The following is a 16815-nucleotide window of genomic DNA, read 5'->3' as shown; positions in this document are numbered from 1 at the left end:
ACTGCGGCACACGGCGAAACCGGCGCCTGTCCAGCCGCGCGTGGTGGCGCGTGTGTGGGGGCTATGTCACGGGGCGGTTCTGCTGGGCCTTGCCATTGTCGTTGGCTTGGGGCTGCTGGTTTTGGGCTATGCGATTGACCGCGATATTGCCGCGCCACGTTGGCTGCGCGACGAGGTCGCCGCCGCCGCCAGCGAGGCACTGGGCGAGGGGCGGATCACTTTTGGCGCGCTGACGGTGCGGTTGCAGCCTGATTTGCATCCCATCGTCACCATTCGCAACGCCGCCTTGTATGATGGCGACGACCGTGAAATTGCCGTGCTGCCTGCGGTTAGCCTGCATCTGTCGCCGCGCGGGCTTTTGCTGCGGCGCGACCTGCTGGTGCAGCGCATAACCAGCGCGGCGGCCGAGGTCGAGCTGACCCGCGATGCCAACGGTGTGATGGCCCTTCGCTTTGGCGCAGGCACTGCCGCGCCTGCGGCCGACTTTTCCACCGTCTTTCAGCAATTCGACGAGATTTTCGAGTCCCCCGTGTTCGAGGCTTTGCGCAGCGTTGAAATTGACGGGCTGGTGGTGCGCTATACCGACCTGCGCAGCGCACGCAGCATGACATTGGACGGCGGCAGTCTGCGCATGGCGCTGGATGCGCAGCGCACGGTGCTGAGCGCGCAGGCCTCGGTGCTGTCGGGGCGCGATTATGCGACGCAGATCAGCCTTGCCTATCAAAGCCCGCGCCACTCGCCCGCCGCTTCGGCTGTGCTGCGTGTCGATAACGTGGCCGCTGCCGACATAGGTTACGAGATCCCGGGCCTTGGGGCGCTAACATTGCTGGATGCGCGCATATCGGGCGATTTGCAGATGCAGATCGACGGGCAGGGCGCGCTGCAATCCATGTCTGCCCAGCTCGATGTGCCGGGCGGTGGCCTGTTGCCGGGGGTCGCGCCGAGCAGTCTGGATCCGCCCGCCGCCACCTTCGACAATTTGTCGCTGTCGCTGGCCTATGACCCTGCGTCCCAGCGTGTCGATCTGCAGCGTATGGCGGTTGCGTCGCGGTGGGCCTCGTTCACGGCCAGCGGGGCAGCCTATTTACAGGACTTTCACGCAGGCTTGCCCGCGCAGATCAGCGCCCAGCTGGCGATGGAGGATATCGCCGTCGCGCCCCCGGGGTTTTATAGCGCGCCTGCCCATCTTTCGGGGGCCTCGGCCGATTTTCGCGTTACATTGCAGCCGCTGCGCATCGATGTGGCGGGGCTGACGCTGCAAGATGCCAGCGGCGGCGTTTTGCAGGCCGATGGGCAGATCGCGGCGACGCCCGAAGGCTGGTCGGTGCGGGCCGATGCGGGGATGGACCGCTTGCCGACGGCGCGGCTGATCGCCCTTTGGCCGCAGTCGATGCGCGCGGCGCCGCACCATTGGATGGCCAGCAGCCTGTCGGGCGGCGAGGCGATTAACCCCCATCTGTCGCTGCGCAAATCGCCGACCGGCCCGCTGGATTGGGCGCTGTCGACTGGCTTTCAGGGCGTCATGATTGATGGATACGGCCAACTGCCAGTGATCGCCGACAGTGCCGGATTCGTCGAAATTACAGCTGGCCGGTTGGGCGTGGGGCTAACGGCGGGGCACGCTGATCCGCCCGAAGGCGGGCGGCTGGATATGGGCGGTTCGGCCTTTACCATCGCGCATATGGGCGCATCGCCCGTGCAAGCGCGGTTGGATTTACAAGCCAGCGGCCCAGTGGCCGGTATGCTTTCAGTACTGGATCAGCCCCCCTTTGGCTTTATGACAAAAGCCAACGTGCCGGTCGATCTGACCGCGGGGCAGGCCGATATGAAGGGGTGGGTCACCTTTCCGCTGCACGGCGGGCCAGTACCCGCCAGCAGTATCGGTTTTGGTTTCGACGCCGATGTGCGCGATGTTTACAGCACCAAAATGGTTCCGGGCAAAGTGATCGAAGCTGACCATCTGCAGGTCAGCGTCACGCCCGAAACGGTGGCCGTCACAGGGCCAGCATTCTTTCAGGGCGCGGCGGCCGAAGTGCGGTGGTGGCATGATTTCGGGGCGGTTGGCTCGCACGTAGCAGCGGCGGTTCCGGTCGATTCCGACCTGTTTGCAGCACTAGACATTGACCTGCCGCTGACCTTGCGCGGGCAGGCGCAGGGCGAATTGACAGTCGATCTGGCTACGCCCGCGCCGCCACGGTTTCGCTTTGAAAGCGATCTGGTGGGCCTTGGGGTGTCAGTCCCCGTGATCGGCTGGGCCAAAGGGGCAAGCCAGTCGGCCCCGTTGGTGGTCGAGGGGGTGCTTGGGACGCCTGCCGAGGTCACGGCGTTGACCCTAGACGCGCCGGGGCTGGCGGGGCGGGGGCGCATCAGCCTAAGCCCGGATGGCGGTTTGGCGCGGGCTGATTTCGACAGGTTGCACCTGAACGGCTGGCTCGATGCGCCCCTTACGCTGATCGGGCGCGGGACAGGGCAGCCGATGGAGGTAAATGTTGGTCGCGGTGTGATGAATCTGTCGGGGCTGGGTAGCCTTGGGCAGGGCGGCGGCGGTGGGGCCAGTGGGCCGCTGTCGCTGGCCTTGGCGCGGTTCCACGTATTCCCCGGCCTTGATCTGAACGATGTTGATGGGCAATTCGACGGCAGCGGGGGGCTGACGGGGCGTTTCACGGCCAGGGTAAATGGCGTGCTGCCGGTTGCGGGGCGCGTTTTTACCCAAGATGGCCGACAAGGTGTGCAAATCACCGGTGCCGATGCGGGGCTCTTGGTGCAGGCGCTGGGTGTGGCCGTCGCCGCGCGTGGCGGTGATTTTACGCTGACGATTGTGCCCGATGGGGCCGCCAGCTACCTCGGCCAGTTCGTCACGGGGCCGATCCAAATTCACGATGCGCCCGTGCTGGCGCAAATTCTGGATGCGGCTTCGGTTGTCGGCCTGATCCAGCAGATGGTGGGCATGGGCATTGCGTTTGACAGCGTTGATGCGACGTTCCGGATTGATCCGGGACAGGTGACGCTTTTGTCGTCCTCGGCCATGGGGGCGGGGCTTGGCATATCGCTTGACGGGGCTTACAGGACCGATGCGGCCGAGATGCGCTTTCAGGGCGTCGTCTCGCCTGTGTATTTCCTGAACGGGATCGGTCAGGCAATAACGCGTCGCGGCGAAGGGGTGTTCGGCATGACCTTTACGTTGGATGGGCCGCCGGGGCAGGTGCGTGTGGGGGTGAACCCGCTATCGTTGCTTGCGCCCGGTTTCCTGCGCGAGGCGTTTCGCCGCCCTGTTCCACCTATGCCTGAGGATGGCGGATGAAACTTTCGGATTTTGACTTCACGCTGCCCGAGGAATTGATCGCCCTGCGCCCCGCAGTTCCGCGCACCGCGGCCAAGCTGCTTGTCGCGCGCGGGGATACGATTGCTGATATGACGGTTGCCGATCTGGCAGCCCAGTTCAATCCCGGTGATCGGTTGGTGTTGAACGACACGAAGGTCATCCCCGCGCGCCTGTCGGGCCACCGCCATCGCGGCGAGGCATCGGCCCATATCGAGGTGACGCTGTTGCAGCCCACGGCGGACGGGTGCTGGATGGCGCTGATCAAACCCTTGCGCAAGGTGCAAGAGGGGGAAGACATCGTATTCTCGCCGCGCTTGTCGGCGACGTTGGTGGGGCGGCAGGGCGATCAGGCCAAGCTGCAGTTCAATCTGACGGGCGATGATTTCGATGCCGCGCTGGCCGAAGCGGGCCAGATGCCGCTGCCACCTTACATCGCCGCACGCCGCGCGGCTGACGCGCAAGACCGCAAAGATTACCAGACGCTTTGGGCTGATCGGCCCGGTGCGGTTGCGGCGCCAACGGCCTCGTTGCACTTTGATGCGGATGTGATGGCCGCACTGGCGGCGCGCGGTGTGACACTGACGCGCGTGACGTTGCATGTGGGGGCAGGGACGTTTCTGCCCGTGAAGGTTGACGATATTTCGCAGCACAAAATGCACGCCGAATGGGGGGAAGTGACCCCCGCCGCCGCCGCCGAGATCGCCCAGACCAAAGCCGCCGGCGGCCGCGTCATCCCCGTTGGCACCACGGCGCTGCGGCTGCTGGAAACCGCGGCGCGCGACACTGGCGCGATCAGCCCGTGGGTGGGCGAGACCGATATTTTCATTACCCCCGGCTTTCAGTTCCGCGTGGCGGACGGGTTGGTGACGAACTTCCACCTGCCCAAATCGACGCTGATGATGTTGGTGTCGGGGCTGATGGGCGCCGACCGGATCCGTGCGATCTATGACCACGCGATTGCGGCGCAGTACCGGTTCTTTTCTTACGGCGATGCGTCGCTGTTGCTGCCAAAGGGGTAAGCCGTGCTGAAGGTTCTGGTCGGATCGTGGGCGATTTTCGTCGGTATTTTCATGTTGATGATCGGCAACGGCATGCAAGGCACACTGCTGGGCCTGCGCGGTGAGATGGAGGGGTTCTCGACACTGTCGATGTCGATGGTCACCTCGGCCTATTTCGTCGGGTTTATGGTGGCGTCATCGCTGGCGCCGAAGATGATCCGGCGGGTGGGGCATGTGCGGGTGTTCGCGGCGCTGGCCTCGATGATCTCGGCGATTTTTGTGCTTTACGCGATTTGGCCGACGCCGGTGGCGTGGATGCTGGAACGGGCGATGATCGGGTTTTGCTTTTGCGGGGCGTATATCGTCGTTGAAAGCTGGCTGAACAGCACCGCATCGAATGAAAACCGCGCGCAGGCGCTGTCGCTGTATATGTGGATGCAGATGGCGGGGATTATCACCTCGCAGATCATCGCGGCCAGCGGCAATGTGGCCGGGTTCGAGCTGTTCGGGATCGCATCGGTCATTATTTCGCTGTGCTTCGCGCCGATGTTGCTGACGACCAGCAAGGTGACGCCGACCTTTGATCAGACGAAATCGCTGCCGTTGGGGCGGCTTATGCAGGCTTCACCACTGGCCTGTGCAGGGATGTTCCTGTTGGGCAGCGTTTTTGCGGCCCAGTTCGGGATGGCGGCCATTTACGGCGTACGCGTCGGGATGCCGGTCGAGCAGATCACCCTGATGATCGGGCTGACCTATGTAGCCGCGTTGATCTTGCAGTTTCCCGTCGGCTGGCTGGCCGACCGGATGGATCGGCGGATTCTGATCGGTATCATGGCCGCAATCGGCGGTGTCGCGGCGCTGCTGGCATTTTTGATCCCGGGGCAGCTGTGGTTGATTTTGGCGGCGGCGGCGGTTGTGGGCGGCACGTCGAACACGGTTTATCCGGTCATCATTGCGCATGCGAATGACTATCTGGAAGCTGACGAAATGCCGGCCGCTTCGGGTAAGTTGTTGTTCATCAACGGGTTGGGGTCGATTGCGGGGCCGCTGATCTTGGGCTGGATGATGGATAACGTCGGGCCGCAGGGGTTCTGGCTGGTTGTCGCAGTCGTTATGCTGGCGCTGGGCGTTTATGCCGCGTGGCGCCTGCGCCGCGTGCCCCACAAAGAGATTGTGGGCGCCCCCGCAACCCACCAACACGTGCTGGCCGGGTCGTCGCCTGTTGCCGTGCAAGTGGTTGCCGAAGCGGCATCTGGTGATGGCGAAGAAAATGGTTTAGCATCAAACTAATTTTCGGTCGCGCGCCCGCGCCGCCGGATCGCAGTCAGCGAGGATAGGAGCAGACCGATGCAGAAATTCGATATGATCGTGATTGGCGCTGGCCCGGGCGGCTATGTGGCCGCCATCCGTGGCGCGCAGTTGGGGCTGAAGGTCGCGGTCGTCGAAAAGGCGCATGTGGGCGGGATTTGCCTGAACTGGGGCTGCATTCCCACCAAGGCGCTGCTCCGCTCGGCCGAGGTGTATCATCTGATGCACCGCGCCAAAGAATTCGGGTTGCAGGCTGAAGGCCTCGGGTTCGATCTGGATGCGGTTGTGCAACGCTCGCGCGGGGTGGCCAAGCAGTTGGCGGGCGGCGTCGGGCACCTGCTGAAGAAAAACAAAGTCACCGTCATTATGGGCGAGGCGACGATCCCCGCCAAAGGCCAAGTCCGCGTAAAGACCGATAAGGGCGACGAGGACCTTACCGCCCCAGCGATCATTGTGGCGACAGGCGCGCGTGCGCGCACCTTGCCGGGTTTGGAAGCCGACGGTGATTTGGTATGGAGCTATCGCGAGGCGCTGGTTGCGAACCGCATGCCGAAAAACCTGCTTGTGATCGGGTCGGGCGCGATTGGCATCGAATTTGCCAGCTTCTTCAATACGCTGGGTGCAAAAACGACCGTTGTCGAGGTCATGGATCGCATTCTGCCGGTTGAAGATGCCGAGATTTCGGCCTTTGCGAAGAAGCAATTCGTCAAGCAGGGCATGACGATCATGGAAAAGGCCACCGTCAAGCAGCTTGACCGCGGCAAGGGCAAAGTCACCGCGCATATCGAGGCGAACGGCAAGGTCGAGAAGCTGGAATTCGACACCGTGATTTCGGCTGTCGGGATCGTCGGTAACGTTGAAGGGCTTGGCCTCGAAGGGCTGGGCGTCAAGGTCGACCGAACCCACGTGGTGGTGGATGAGTTCTGCCGCACGGGTGTCGAGGGGATCTATGCCATCGGCGACGTTGCCGGTGCCCCGTGGCTTGCACACAAGGCCAGCCACGAGGGTGTGATGGTGGCCGAATTGGTCGCTGGCCAGCACCCGCACCCCGTCCGCCCCGAATCCATTGCCGGTTGCACCTATTGCACGCCCCAGGTGGCATCGGTGGGGCTGACCGAAGCGAAGGCCAAGGAAAAAGGTTACGAGGTCAAGGTCGGCCGCTTCCCCTTTATCGGCAACGGCAAGGCCATCGCGCTGGGCGAGCCCGAGGGGATGGTGAAGACGGTTTTCGACGCCAAGACGGGCGAATTGCTGGGGGCGCATATGGTGGGGGCCGAGGTGACCGAGCTGATTCAGGGCTATGTCATCGGCCGCACGCTAGAGACGACCGAGGCCGAGCTGATGGAAACGGTTTTCCCGCACCCGACCCTGAGCGAGATGATGCACGAATCGGTGCTGGACGCTTATGGGCGTGCCTTGCACTTCTAGAACGGAAAGGGGGCCAACTGGCCCCCTTTTTCATAGTGCGGCGCCGTCATAGGCCTGCGTGTGAAGCGCGCGGGGATTAACCCCTGTCGTTGCAGGAATAGGCTTCGATCCCGCAGGTGGGGCAGAAGGCTTGGGCGATTTTGCCGGTGTTGAAGGTGTAAACCGTCACGGGCCGTCTTGCGTCAGGCGAAATCCGCTTTCGGACGTATAGGCTCAGACAGCCCCCATCGCTGGCACCGCCCGCAGTTACAGGTCACGGTATGGTCCAGATCCAGTTGCGCCTGTAAGGCGATGGCACCGCACTGGCAGCTGCCGGTGTATTGCGCGATGGTCATCACGAACTCCATAATGTTCGATTAATGTTCTTACTTCGCGCTTGAGTTTGCAAGGCAGGATACCTATTCCTATGGGGAAGTTTCTAGGGACAGCGGCATGGAACAAAAGTTCATCGAAGTGCGCGGCGCGCGCGAACACAACCTCAAGAACGTGTCACTGGATATTCCCCGCAATAAGCTGGTGGTGATGACGGGGCTGTCGGGGTCGGGCAAGTCGTCCATCGCCTTCGATACGGTTTATGCCGAAGGGCAGCGCCGCTATGTCGAGAGTCTGTCCGCCTATGCGCGCCAGTTCTTGGATATGATGGAAAAGCCCGATGTCGATCATATCACCGGCCTTTCGCCAGCGATTTCGATTGAGCAAAAGACAACGTCGAAGAACCCGCGATCGACCGTCGGCACAGTGACCGAGATTTACGACTACCTGCGTTTGCTGTTCGCCCGCGCAGGCACCCCTTACAGCCCCGCGACCGGCCTGCCGATCGAGGCGCAGCAGGTGCAGGACATGGTCGACCGCACCATGACAATGGAGGAGGGCACCCGCGGCTATCTGCTGGCCCCGATCGTGCGCGACCGCAAGGGCGAGTATAAGAAAGAGATGCTGGAACTGCGCAAGCAGGGGTTTCAGCGGGTCAAGGTCGATGGCGAATTCTATGAACTGGATACGCCGCCGACATTGGACAAGAAATTCCGTCACGACATTGATGTGGTCGTCGACCGTATTGTCGTGCGCGCCGGCATGGAAACGCGTCTGGCCGAAAGCTTTCGCACCGCATTGAACTTGGCCGACGGGATTGCCGTGCTGGAAACCGCCCCGAGCGAGGGCGAGCCCGAGCGGATTACCTTTTCGGAAAAATTTGCCTGTCCGGTGTCGGGTTTTACCATCCCCGAGATTGAGCCCCGCCTGTTTTCGTTCAACACCCCGCTGGGCGCATGTCCGGATTGTGACGGTTTGGGGGTCGAGCTGTTCTTTGACGAGCGTTTGATCATTCCGGATCTGACCCTCAGCTTGATCAAGGGGGCCGTTGCGCCATGGGGGAAGACGAAGTCACCCTATTGGCTGCAAACGATTGATGCGCTGGCCAAACATTACGGGTTCGATGCCAAAACCGCATGGAAGGATCTGCCTGAAAAGGTGAAGCAGGTCGTGCTGCACGGCTCGGGCGAGGAAGAAATCCAGTTCCGTTATGACGACGGCGGGCGCAGCTACAACGTGACTCGCAGCTTTGAAGGCGTGGTGCCGAACCTGCAGCGCCGCTACCGCGAGACCGACAGCAACTGGTCGCGCGAGGATATGGAGCAGTACCAGAACAACCGGCCGTGTCACACCTGTAACGGCTACCGCTTGCGCCCCGAGGCGCTCGCTGTACGCGTGGGCGACAAGCACATCGGGCAGGTGGTCGAGCAATCGGTGAAAGACGCTTATGCTTGGGTGCAAACCGTCCCCGAGGCGCTGAGCCATCAGAAAGGTCTGATCGCCGCGGCTATTTTGAAAGAGATCCGCGAGCGTTTGGGGTTCCTGAATAATGTGGGGCTGGAATATCTGACCCTCAGCCGCGCGTCAGGCACGTTGTCGGGCGGCGAAAGCCAGCGGATTCGTTTGGCCAGCCAGATCGGTTCGGGCCTGACGGGCGTGCTTTATGTGCTGGACGAACCCTCGATCGGGTTGCACCAGCGCGACAACGACCGGCTGCTGGATGCCCTGCGCAACCTGCGCGACCAAGGCAACACCGTGCTGGTGGTTGAGCATGATGAAGATGCCATCCGCACCGCCGACTATGTCTTCGACGTGGGGCCGGGGGCTGGCGTGCACGGGGGGCAGATCGTCTCGCAAGGAACGCCCGAGGAAGTCGAGGCTGACCCCAATTCGCTGACCGGGCAGTATCTGTCGGGTGTGCGCCGGATTGATGTGCCCGAAAAGCGTCGTAAGGGAAACGGCAAGAAGTTGACTGTCGTCAAGGCCAGCGGGAACAACCTGCATGATGTGACGGTCGATTTTCCGCTGGGCAAGTTTGTCTGCGTGACGGGTGTTTCGGGCGGGGGCAAATCGACCCTGACGATCGAGACGCTGTATAAGAACGCCGCGATGAAGCTGAACGGCGCCCGCGAAGTGCCCGCGCCGTGCGAGACGATCAAGGGATTCGAGCATCTTGATAAGGTGATCGACATTGACCAGCGCCCGATTGGCCGCACGCCACGGTCGAACCCTGCGACTTATACCGGCGCGTTCGATCAGATCCGCCAGTGGTTTGCGGGGCTGCCCGAGGCGAAGGCACGCGGCTATGGCCCGGGGCGGTTCAGCTTCAATGTTAAGGGCGGCCGCTGCGAGGCGTGCCAAGGTGACGGCGTGCTGAAAATCGAAATGCACTTTCTGGCCGATGTCTATGTCACCTGCGAAACCTGCAACGGCGCCCGCTATAACCGCGAGACGCTGGAGGTGAAGTTCAAGGACAAATCCATCGCTGACGTGCTGGACATGACGATCGAGGAAGCCGCTGACTTCTTTAGCGCGGTGCCGCCGATCCGCGACAAGATGCAGGCGCTGCGCCATGTGGGCCTGGGGTATGTCAAGGTCGGGCAGCAGGCGACGACATTGTCGGGCGGCGAGGCGCAGCGTGTGAAGCTGGCGAAGGAGCTTTCCCGCCGATCTACGGGCCGCACGCTCTATATCCTTGATGAACCGACTACGGGCCTGCATTTCGAGGATGTGCGCAAGCTGCTGGATGTGCTGCACGAACTGGTGGATCAGGGGAATACCGTCGTGGTCATTGAACATAATCTGGATGTGGTGAAAACGGCCGATTGGGTGATCGACATTGGCCCCGAGGGCGGCATTGGTGGCGGCAAAGTTGTTGCGACGGGCACCCCCGAGGCGATTGCAGAGGTCGCCGAAAGCTATACCGGCCATTATTTGAAGCCGCTGCTGGAACGCGGCGCGGCGCTGAGGGCTGGTCATGTGGCGTAATCTGATTTGTGCGGCGGCCCTCTCTTGCGCGGCCTCGGGCGCGCTCGCGGATGTCGATCGCGAGAAGGCTGATGCGCTGTTCAACGCGCTGTTGTTGCCGCAGATCACGGATCTGATGTCGCGCGAGGGTATTGAATTCGGCCTGTCGCTGGCCCCGAATATGACCGGCGGGGCCGCAAGCGACACGTGGCGCCAAGCGGTCGAGGCGATTCACGACCCCGAATGGATGCAGGCCGAAGCCCGGTCGGAATGGTATGTCGCGCTGGAAGGGGTGGATATCGACCCCATTCTGGCCTTCGCCACCGGCGAGCCCGCGCACAGCCTGCTGCAGATGGAGGTCTCAGCCCGCGAGGCGATGTTGGACGATGATCTGCGCGAAACGGCTATCGAATTTGCGGCGGTCGAGATGGCGCGCGAGACACCCCGTGCCACGCTAATCGCCCAGCTGATGGCGGCGAACGATTTGCTGGAAGGCAACGTTGCCTCGGGTTTGAATGCGAATTTAGCGTTTTACAACGGCATGGCCGAAAGCGAGGGGGACATGCCCACCGATGCTGTGTTAGCCGAAGTGCTGGGGCGAGCCGACGATATGCGCGCCTCGACGGCAGAATGGCTGTATGCGTTCTTGCTGCTTGCTTATACACCTGCCAGCGACGCGGACATCGAAGGGATGATCACGTTTGCGGGGACACCGGCGGGCAAAACCCTTAGCCGTGTGTCCGGCGTGGCGTTTGACCCAATGATCGAGCAGATTTCCCACAATCTGGGCCGCGCGGCTGCAAGGCTTTTGGTGTCAGAAGAACTCTGATACTTGACTTTGGGTCCGATAGTCCGGATAAGCCGCCATCTGGTGGCTATGTGCCGCCGGTTTGGCATGCGGGATTCGCAAAATCGCGCTGCCTTATGAATAGACATCGCCCAATAGGGCGCGCAGTCCGTAGGTGGTGGGGTTCACCGCAACACTTGTCGTCGTGGCAAGGGACCAAAGGACGCGGAAGATGAAGGACGAAAACATGTTTGCGGTTATCAAAACCGGCGGCAAGCAGTACAAAGTTCAGAGCGGCGACGTTCTGCGCGTTGAAAAGCTGGACGCTGCTGCAGGTGAAACCATTCAATTCAACACCATCTTGGTTGTTGGTGATCAAATCGGTGCCCCCGTGGTTGCCGGCGCAGCTGTGCAAGCTGAAGTGATCGACCAGATCAAGGGTGAAAAGACGATCCACTTCGTGCGTCGCCGCCGTAAGCACTCGTCGAAGCGCACCAAGGGTCACCGTCAGCAACTGACGCTGGTTCGTATCAAAGACATCCTCGCCACTGGCGCGGACGCAACCGGTGTGAAGGCGGCTGTCGGCGCCTCGAGCAAGGAGTAATCCCCAATGGCAACGAAAAAAGCAGGCGGTTCATCCCGCAACGGCCGCGACTCGGCTGGCCGTCGTCTGGGCGTGAAGAAGTTCGGTGGTGAAGCTGTCATCGCCGGCAACATCATCATGCGTCAGCGCGGCACCAAGATGTGGCCGGGCGCCGGTGTCGGCATGGGCAAAGATCATACGATTTTTGCAACCGTCGACGGCGCCGTGAAGTTCCACACCGGCCTCAAAGGCCGCACTTTCATTTCGGTTCTCCCGGTGGCGGAGGCCGCTGAATAAGCCGAACCTGGAAGGGCACACACCAGGAAGGGGGTCGGCGCAAGCCGACCCCCTTTTCGCATTTGCGTCATGCTGGGGCTATATGGCCCGGCGCATCGGGCCCGGATCGTATGATCCGACAACAAAGGAGGCCATGATGAACATCGCAACGATCGAAGTACAGCCGGTGATCCGTACCTCGCGGTTTACGCTGCGCCCGCTTCGTATGTCCGACACGGGGCTGATTAGTCTTTATGCGGGTGATCTGCGCGTGGCCATTGGCACGCGGTCGATTCCGCATCCCTATCCCCCGGGGGCTGCTGCACAACTGGTTTCGCGTGCGAACGGGGCGCTGCGCGAGGAAGACTTCTGGGCGCTGGATTCCAGCGAACAGGGGTGCGAAGAATTCATGGGATTAATATCGCTAGACCGTATGGACCGCGGACAAAGCGAGATCCGCTATTGGATCGCGCCCGCGTTTTGGAACACCGGCATGGCATCCGAAGCCGTGCGTGCCATTATTGCGGCTAACCCGCATGGCGCGTCGCGTTTCTTTGCCGAGGCGTTTCAGGATAACCCCGGCGCGGCGCGTGTTCTGACGAATTGCGGGTTCGAATATCTGGGCGATGCCGAGGCGTGGTCGGTTGCGCGCAATTCCGCTGTCCCTACCTGGACCTATACTTTGAAAACCGGGCTTTGACCGTCGGGGTCAAAGCCGCTATGCCCGCGTGAAAGATGCCGCGGGGCAAAAGGGGCTAACATGAAATTCCTGGATCTGGCCAAGGTCTATATTCGTTCGGGTGCGGGTGGTAACGGGTGCGTTTCCTTCCGGCGCGACAAATTTGTTGAATACGGCGGGCCAGACGGGGGTGACGGCGGCAGGGGCGGTGATGTCATCATCGAGGCTGTCGAAGGCCTCAATACCCTGATCGACTTCCGCTATCAGCAACACTTCTTCGCCAAGAACGGCACGCCCGGTATGGGCAGCCAGCGCACCGGCGCGCATGGCGACGACATTATTCTGAAGGTGCCGGTTGGCACCGAAATCATCGACGAGGACGAGGAAACGCTGATCGCCGACCTGTCCGAGGTGGGCCAGCGTGTCACCGTGGCCCAAGGTGGCAACGGTGGTTTCGGCAACCTGGCGTTCAAATCCTCGACCAACCAGGCGCCGCGCCGCGCGAACCCAGGCCAGCCCGCGATCGAGCGGACGTTGTGGCTGCGGTTGAAGCTGATTGCCGATGCCGGTCTGCTCGGGATGCCGAACGCCGGTAAATCGACGTTCTTGGCAGCAACCTCGAATGCGCGTCCTAAAATCGCCGATTATCCGTTTACCACGCTTGTGCCGAACCTTGGGGTTGTGGGTGTGGATGACGTCGAATTCGTCGTCGCTGACATTCCGGGCCTGATTGAAGGCGCGTCCGAAGGGCGGGGCCTCGGTGACCAATTTCTAGCGCACGTCGAGCGTTGCTCGGTGCTGCTGCATTTGGTCGATGGCACGTCGGAAGACCCCGTCGCTGATTATTACACCATCATCGAAGAACTGGCGACCTATGCCGAAGATCTTGAAAACGACCTGATCGACCGGCCGCGCATTACGGTGCTGAACAAAATCGACGCGCTGGATGACGAGGCGCGCGAGGAGCTGCGCGAGGCGATGGAAGAGGCCGTTGGCGGCCCTGTCATGCTGATGTCGGGCGCCACGCGCGAGGGTGTGGTCGATGTGCTGCGCGCTCTGCGCGCCCAGATCGACGAGGGCCGCCTGCGCTACCGTAAAGAACAGACCCCCATCGAGGAGGTCACCCGTTGGGAACCCTGATCGGGGCGCGCCGTCTTGTCGTAAAGATCGGCTCGGCGCTGCTGGTTGATCGCGCGACGGGCACATTGCAGCGCGAATGGCTGGAAAGCCTGGCCGCTGATGTGGCCCGTTTGCGGGCCGCGGGCACGCAGGTGATCCTGGTGTCGTCCGGCTCGATCGCGCTGGGGCGGGGGGTACTGGGCATGCCGGCAGGCGCGTTGGCGCTGGAACAAAGCCAAGCCGCCGCTGCCGTCGGTCAGATCCGGCTTGCGCGCGCCTATGAGGAAGTCTTGGCGCCCCACGGTATCGTTACCGCGCAGGTGTTGGTGACGCTGGAGGATTCCGAGAACCGCCGCCGCTACCTGAACAGCCGCGCCACGATGGAGACTCTGCTCTCGCTGGGCGTTACCCCTATCGTGAACGAAAACGACACCGTTGCGACCGATGAAATCCGCTATGGTGACAACGACCGCTTGGCCGCGCAGGTGGCGGTTACGGTTGGGGCGGACAAGCTGGTTTTGCTGTCGGATGTTGATGGTTTCTATGACGACAATCCGTATCTGAACCCGAACGCGACCCATTTCCCCATCATCGACCACATCACCCCCGAGATTGAGGCGATGGCCGGTGACGGTGTCTCGGGGGTGTCTAAGGGCGGGATGATCACGAAGCTGATGGCCGCCCGCGTGGCCACAGATGGCGGCTGCGACATGGCGATCACGCTGGGCGCGCCGCTGCACCCGCTGCAATTGCTAGAAAACGGCGCGCGTGCGACATGGTTTTTGGCCATGGAAGACCCGCAAGCCGCCCGCAAACGCTGGATTGGTGCGATGAAGCCAAAGGGCGAGGTCATGATCGATGCGGGCGCCGTGGTTGCGCTGGAACAGGGTCGCAGTCTTCTGCCCGCGGGGGTCACATTGGTCACTGGCCGGTTCGGGCGGGGCGACCCCGTTGCGATTGTCGGGCCGACAGGAAACCGCATTGGCATCGGGCTGACACGGTATACAGTTGACGAAACCCACATGATCCGCGGCCATCGCAGCGCCCAGATCGAGGTGGTTCTAGGGTACAAAGGGCGCGCGGCCTTTATTCACCGCGACGATATGGTCTTATAGGGGCAGAACATGCAGGACATCGGCCAGGATTTTACCGCTTTGATCGCAGATATGGGCCGACGCGCCCGCTCTGCCGCGCGGGAACTGGCCACCGTCCCACCCGAGGCCAAGGTCATCGCGCTGAATGCGGCGGCCGCCGAACTACGCCGGCGCATTGATGATATTTTGGCGGCCAACGCCAAAGACATGGCCTTTGCGCAGCAAAAGGGCCTGACGGGCGCGATGCTCGACCGTTTGGAACTGACCCCCGCGCGCATCGAATCGATGGCGGCTGGGTTGGAAAGCGTCGCAGCCCAGCCCGACCCCGTGGGCGAAGTGATTGCCGAGTGGACTGTGCCGTCGGGCCTGCATATTCGCCGCGTACGGACGCCGATCGGGGTCATTGGCGTGATCTACGAAAGCCGCCCGAACGTGACTGCCGATGCAGGCGCGCTTTGCCTGAAATCGGGTAATGCGGTGATCTTGCGCGGCGGGTCAGAAAGCTTGCATTCGGCCACGCTGATTCTGGACTGTCTGCGGGCAGGTCTGGCAGCGGCGGATCTGCCGCAAGACGCAATTCAGATGGTGCCTGTGCGCGACCGCGCCGCGGTTGCCGCGATGCTGGGCGCGGTTGAATGGATCGACGTAATCGTTCCGCGCGGCGGCAAAGGGCTGGTCGGGCTGGTGCAGGCCGAAGCCCGCGTGCCCGTGTTTGCGCATCTGGAGGGCATCAACCACGTTTATATCGACGCGGCCGCCGACGCCGATATGGCGCGAGCGGTTTTGTTGAATGCCAAAACCCGCCGCGTCGGCGTTTGTGGCGCCGCGGAATGTGTTTTGATTGATCACGCTTTCATTAATCGCCACGGCAAAAGCCTTGTTTCTGATTTGTTGGCCGCTGGTGTTCAGGTGCGCGCCGATGAAACGCTGGCTGTTGATGGCACAATCGCCGCCACCGCGGATGATTTCGGGCACGAGTTTTTGGATATGATCATTGCTGCCCGTGCCGTGGATGGCGTGCAGGGCGCGATAGACCATATTCGCCGGTACGGATCGGGTCACACAGAAAGTATCGTAACTGATGATCCCGCAGCAGTCGCCGCGTTTTTCAATCAGTTGGATTCCGCGATTTTGATGCACAATGCTTCGACCCAATTTGCCGATGGGGCTGAATTCGGTATGGGCGCCGAAATCGGGATCGCAACCGGAAAGCTGCACGCACGTGGGCCGGTCGGTGCGCCCCAGTTGACCAGCTTCAAGTATCTGGTCGTGGGACAGGGGACGCTGCGGCCCTTATAAAATGCGGCGGTGCCTTGCATCCCCAATCGCCCGCGGTGTAACCTACGGGGGTAGGCTATCCCGAGGGAAAATTTGCCAAAATTACGCGTCCCACGTCACCTGGAATTACGAGATCTACTTTTAAAGCGCTGGCGTAGTGCTGGAATGAAGGTCGGGGACCGAATTGAATCGCAGAACGAAATCGCGGCGATGGGATTTTCGTTGGTTACCGTTTTGCGCACCCTGCGCGATATGGAGGCTGACGACATTATTTATCGGCAGGTTGGGCGTGGTTCGTTTTTAGTGCGCTTGCCTTGGGCCGAAACCTATTTGCGGATCGGATGGTTCTATAATCGCGACACCGTTCCCAACGGTATTTTTAGCAACCCGCTTTATAGTCACATTGTTGCGGCGCTTGAAAATACGGTGGTCAGCGACGGACACGCTTTTGTGTTGGGCAGCTTTACCAATCGCAAAATGCCGTTGGAATTGTGGGACCGTCTGGACGCAGTGATCCTTTTCGGCATCGCACCATTTTCCACCAGCGTGGCGCTGAAGGGGGCAACGTCGCTGATTGCGGCGATGGATATGATCGTCGGGCAGGATTGGACGGATTCGTATACGATCGATGTGCAGCCCGCCTTCGAGATGATGGTTCACCAGT

At 61.7% G+C, this 16815-nt stretch carries 13 protein-coding genes and 1 pseudogene (1 of these 14 running past the window's edge); 13 read left to right on the top strand and 1 reads right to left on the bottom strand.

The annotated features are described in order from the left end of the window. The first annotated feature begins 43 nt into the window (after positions 1-43). Genes BVG79_RS07770 through lpdA form a run of 4 tightly spaced genes read left to right on the top strand, consistent with a single transcriptional unit; the run spans position 44 to position 7056 of the window. On the top strand, positions 44-3301 hold the full coding sequence (locus BVG79_RS07770; RefSeq protein WP_157115656.1) for a hypothetical protein: 3258 nt from the start codon (positions 44-46) through the stop codon (positions 3299-3301). Further along, positions 3298-4341, top strand: a complete 1044-nt coding sequence (gene queA, locus BVG79_RS07765; RefSeq protein WP_085786378.1) for a tRNA preQ1(34) S-adenosylmethionine ribosyltransferase-isomerase QueA — start codon at positions 3298-3300, stop codon at positions 4339-4341. The genes BVG79_RS07770 and queA overlap by 4 nt, the downstream gene beginning before the upstream one ends. 3 nt (positions 4342-4344) lie before the next feature. Continuing rightward, positions 4345-5610 (top strand): MFS transporter, encoded by a 1266-nt coding sequence (locus BVG79_RS07760; RefSeq protein WP_085786377.1) that lies wholly within the window; start codon positions 4345-4347, stop codon positions 5608-5610. A 57-nt stretch (positions 5611-5667) separates the two neighbouring features. Beyond that, complete coding sequence (gene lpdA / locus BVG79_RS07755; RefSeq protein ID WP_085786376.1) at positions 5668-7056, top strand: dihydrolipoyl dehydrogenase; 1389 nt, start codon at positions 5668-5670, stop codon at positions 7054-7056. A gap of 182 nt (positions 7057-7238) precedes the next feature. On the opposite strand, the gene BVG79_RS13940 is transcribed toward lpdA, so the two are convergent. After that, positions 7239-7391 carry a GFA family protein gene (locus BVG79_RS13940; RefSeq protein WP_472382585.1) on the bottom strand — a complete coding sequence of 51 codons (153 nt, stop codon included), beginning with the start codon at positions 7389-7391 and terminating at the stop codon, positions 7239-7241. Between the two features lie 97 nt (positions 7392-7488). Here BVG79_RS13940 and uvrA point away from each other — a divergent pair, with 97 nt between their 5' ends. From uvrA to BVG79_RS07705, 9 genes and pseudogenes are all read left to right on the top strand, one after another. Then, positions 7489-10356: an excinuclease ABC subunit UvrA gene (gene uvrA / locus BVG79_RS07745; RefSeq protein ID WP_085786375.1), complete on the top strand. Its 2868-nt coding sequence runs from the start codon at positions 7489-7491 to the stop codon at positions 10354-10356. Next, positions 10346-11164 carry a hypothetical protein gene (locus BVG79_RS07740; RefSeq protein ID WP_085786374.1) on the top strand — a complete coding sequence of 273 codons (819 nt, stop codon included), beginning with the start codon at positions 10346-10348 and terminating at the stop codon, positions 11162-11164. The genes uvrA and BVG79_RS07740 overlap by 11 nt, the downstream gene beginning before the upstream one ends. A gap of 205 nt (positions 11165-11369) precedes the next feature. Further along, positions 11370-11717 (top strand): annotated as a pseudogene (rplU, locus tag BVG79_RS07735) (50S ribosomal protein L21); the annotation flags it as partial. Positions 11718-11732: 15 nt separating this feature from the next. After that, positions 11733-12002: a 50S ribosomal protein L27 gene (rpmA, locus tag BVG79_RS07730; protein WP_013383240.1), complete on the top strand. Its 270-nt coding sequence runs from the start codon at positions 11733-11735 to the stop codon at positions 12000-12002. A gap of 136 nt (positions 12003-12138) precedes the next feature. After that, positions 12139-12681, top strand: a complete 543-nt coding sequence (locus tag BVG79_RS07725) for a GNAT family N-acetyltransferase (protein WP_085787315.1) — start codon at positions 12139-12141, stop codon at positions 12679-12681. Positions 12682-12741: 60 nt separating this feature from the next. Beyond that, complete coding sequence (gene obgE / locus BVG79_RS07720) at positions 12742-13800, top strand: GTPase ObgE (protein WP_085786373.1); 1059 nt, start codon at positions 12742-12744, stop codon at positions 13798-13800. Beyond that, positions 13788-14894 (top strand): glutamate 5-kinase, encoded by a 1107-nt coding sequence (gene proB / locus BVG79_RS07715; protein WP_085786372.1) that lies wholly within the window; start codon positions 13788-13790, stop codon positions 14892-14894. The genes obgE and proB overlap by 13 nt, the downstream gene beginning before the upstream one ends. A 9-nt stretch (positions 14895-14903) precedes the next feature. Further along, a complete protein-coding gene (locus tag BVG79_RS07710; RefSeq protein WP_085786371.1) occupies positions 14904-16172 on the top strand; it encodes a glutamate-5-semialdehyde dehydrogenase in 1269 nt (422 codons plus the stop codon). 144 nt (positions 16173-16316) lie between these two features. Continuing rightward, on the top strand, positions 16317-16815 hold the 5' portion of the coding sequence (locus tag BVG79_RS07705) for a GntR family transcriptional regulator (RefSeq protein WP_085786370.1). The gene runs 416 nt beyond the window's last position; 499 of the gene's 915 nt are visible here — the first part of the coding sequence; it begins with the start codon at positions 16317-16319; its stop codon lies beyond the right edge, outside the window.

The sequence above is a fragment of the Ketogulonicigenium robustum genome, from assembly GCF_002117445.1.
GTDB classification, from domain to species: Bacteria; Pseudomonadota; Alphaproteobacteria; order Rhodobacterales; family Rhodobacteraceae; genus Ketogulonicigenium; species Ketogulonicigenium robustum.
Note: the sequence above shows the minus strand (reverse complement) of the source record. Positions and strands in the feature narration are given on the sequence as shown.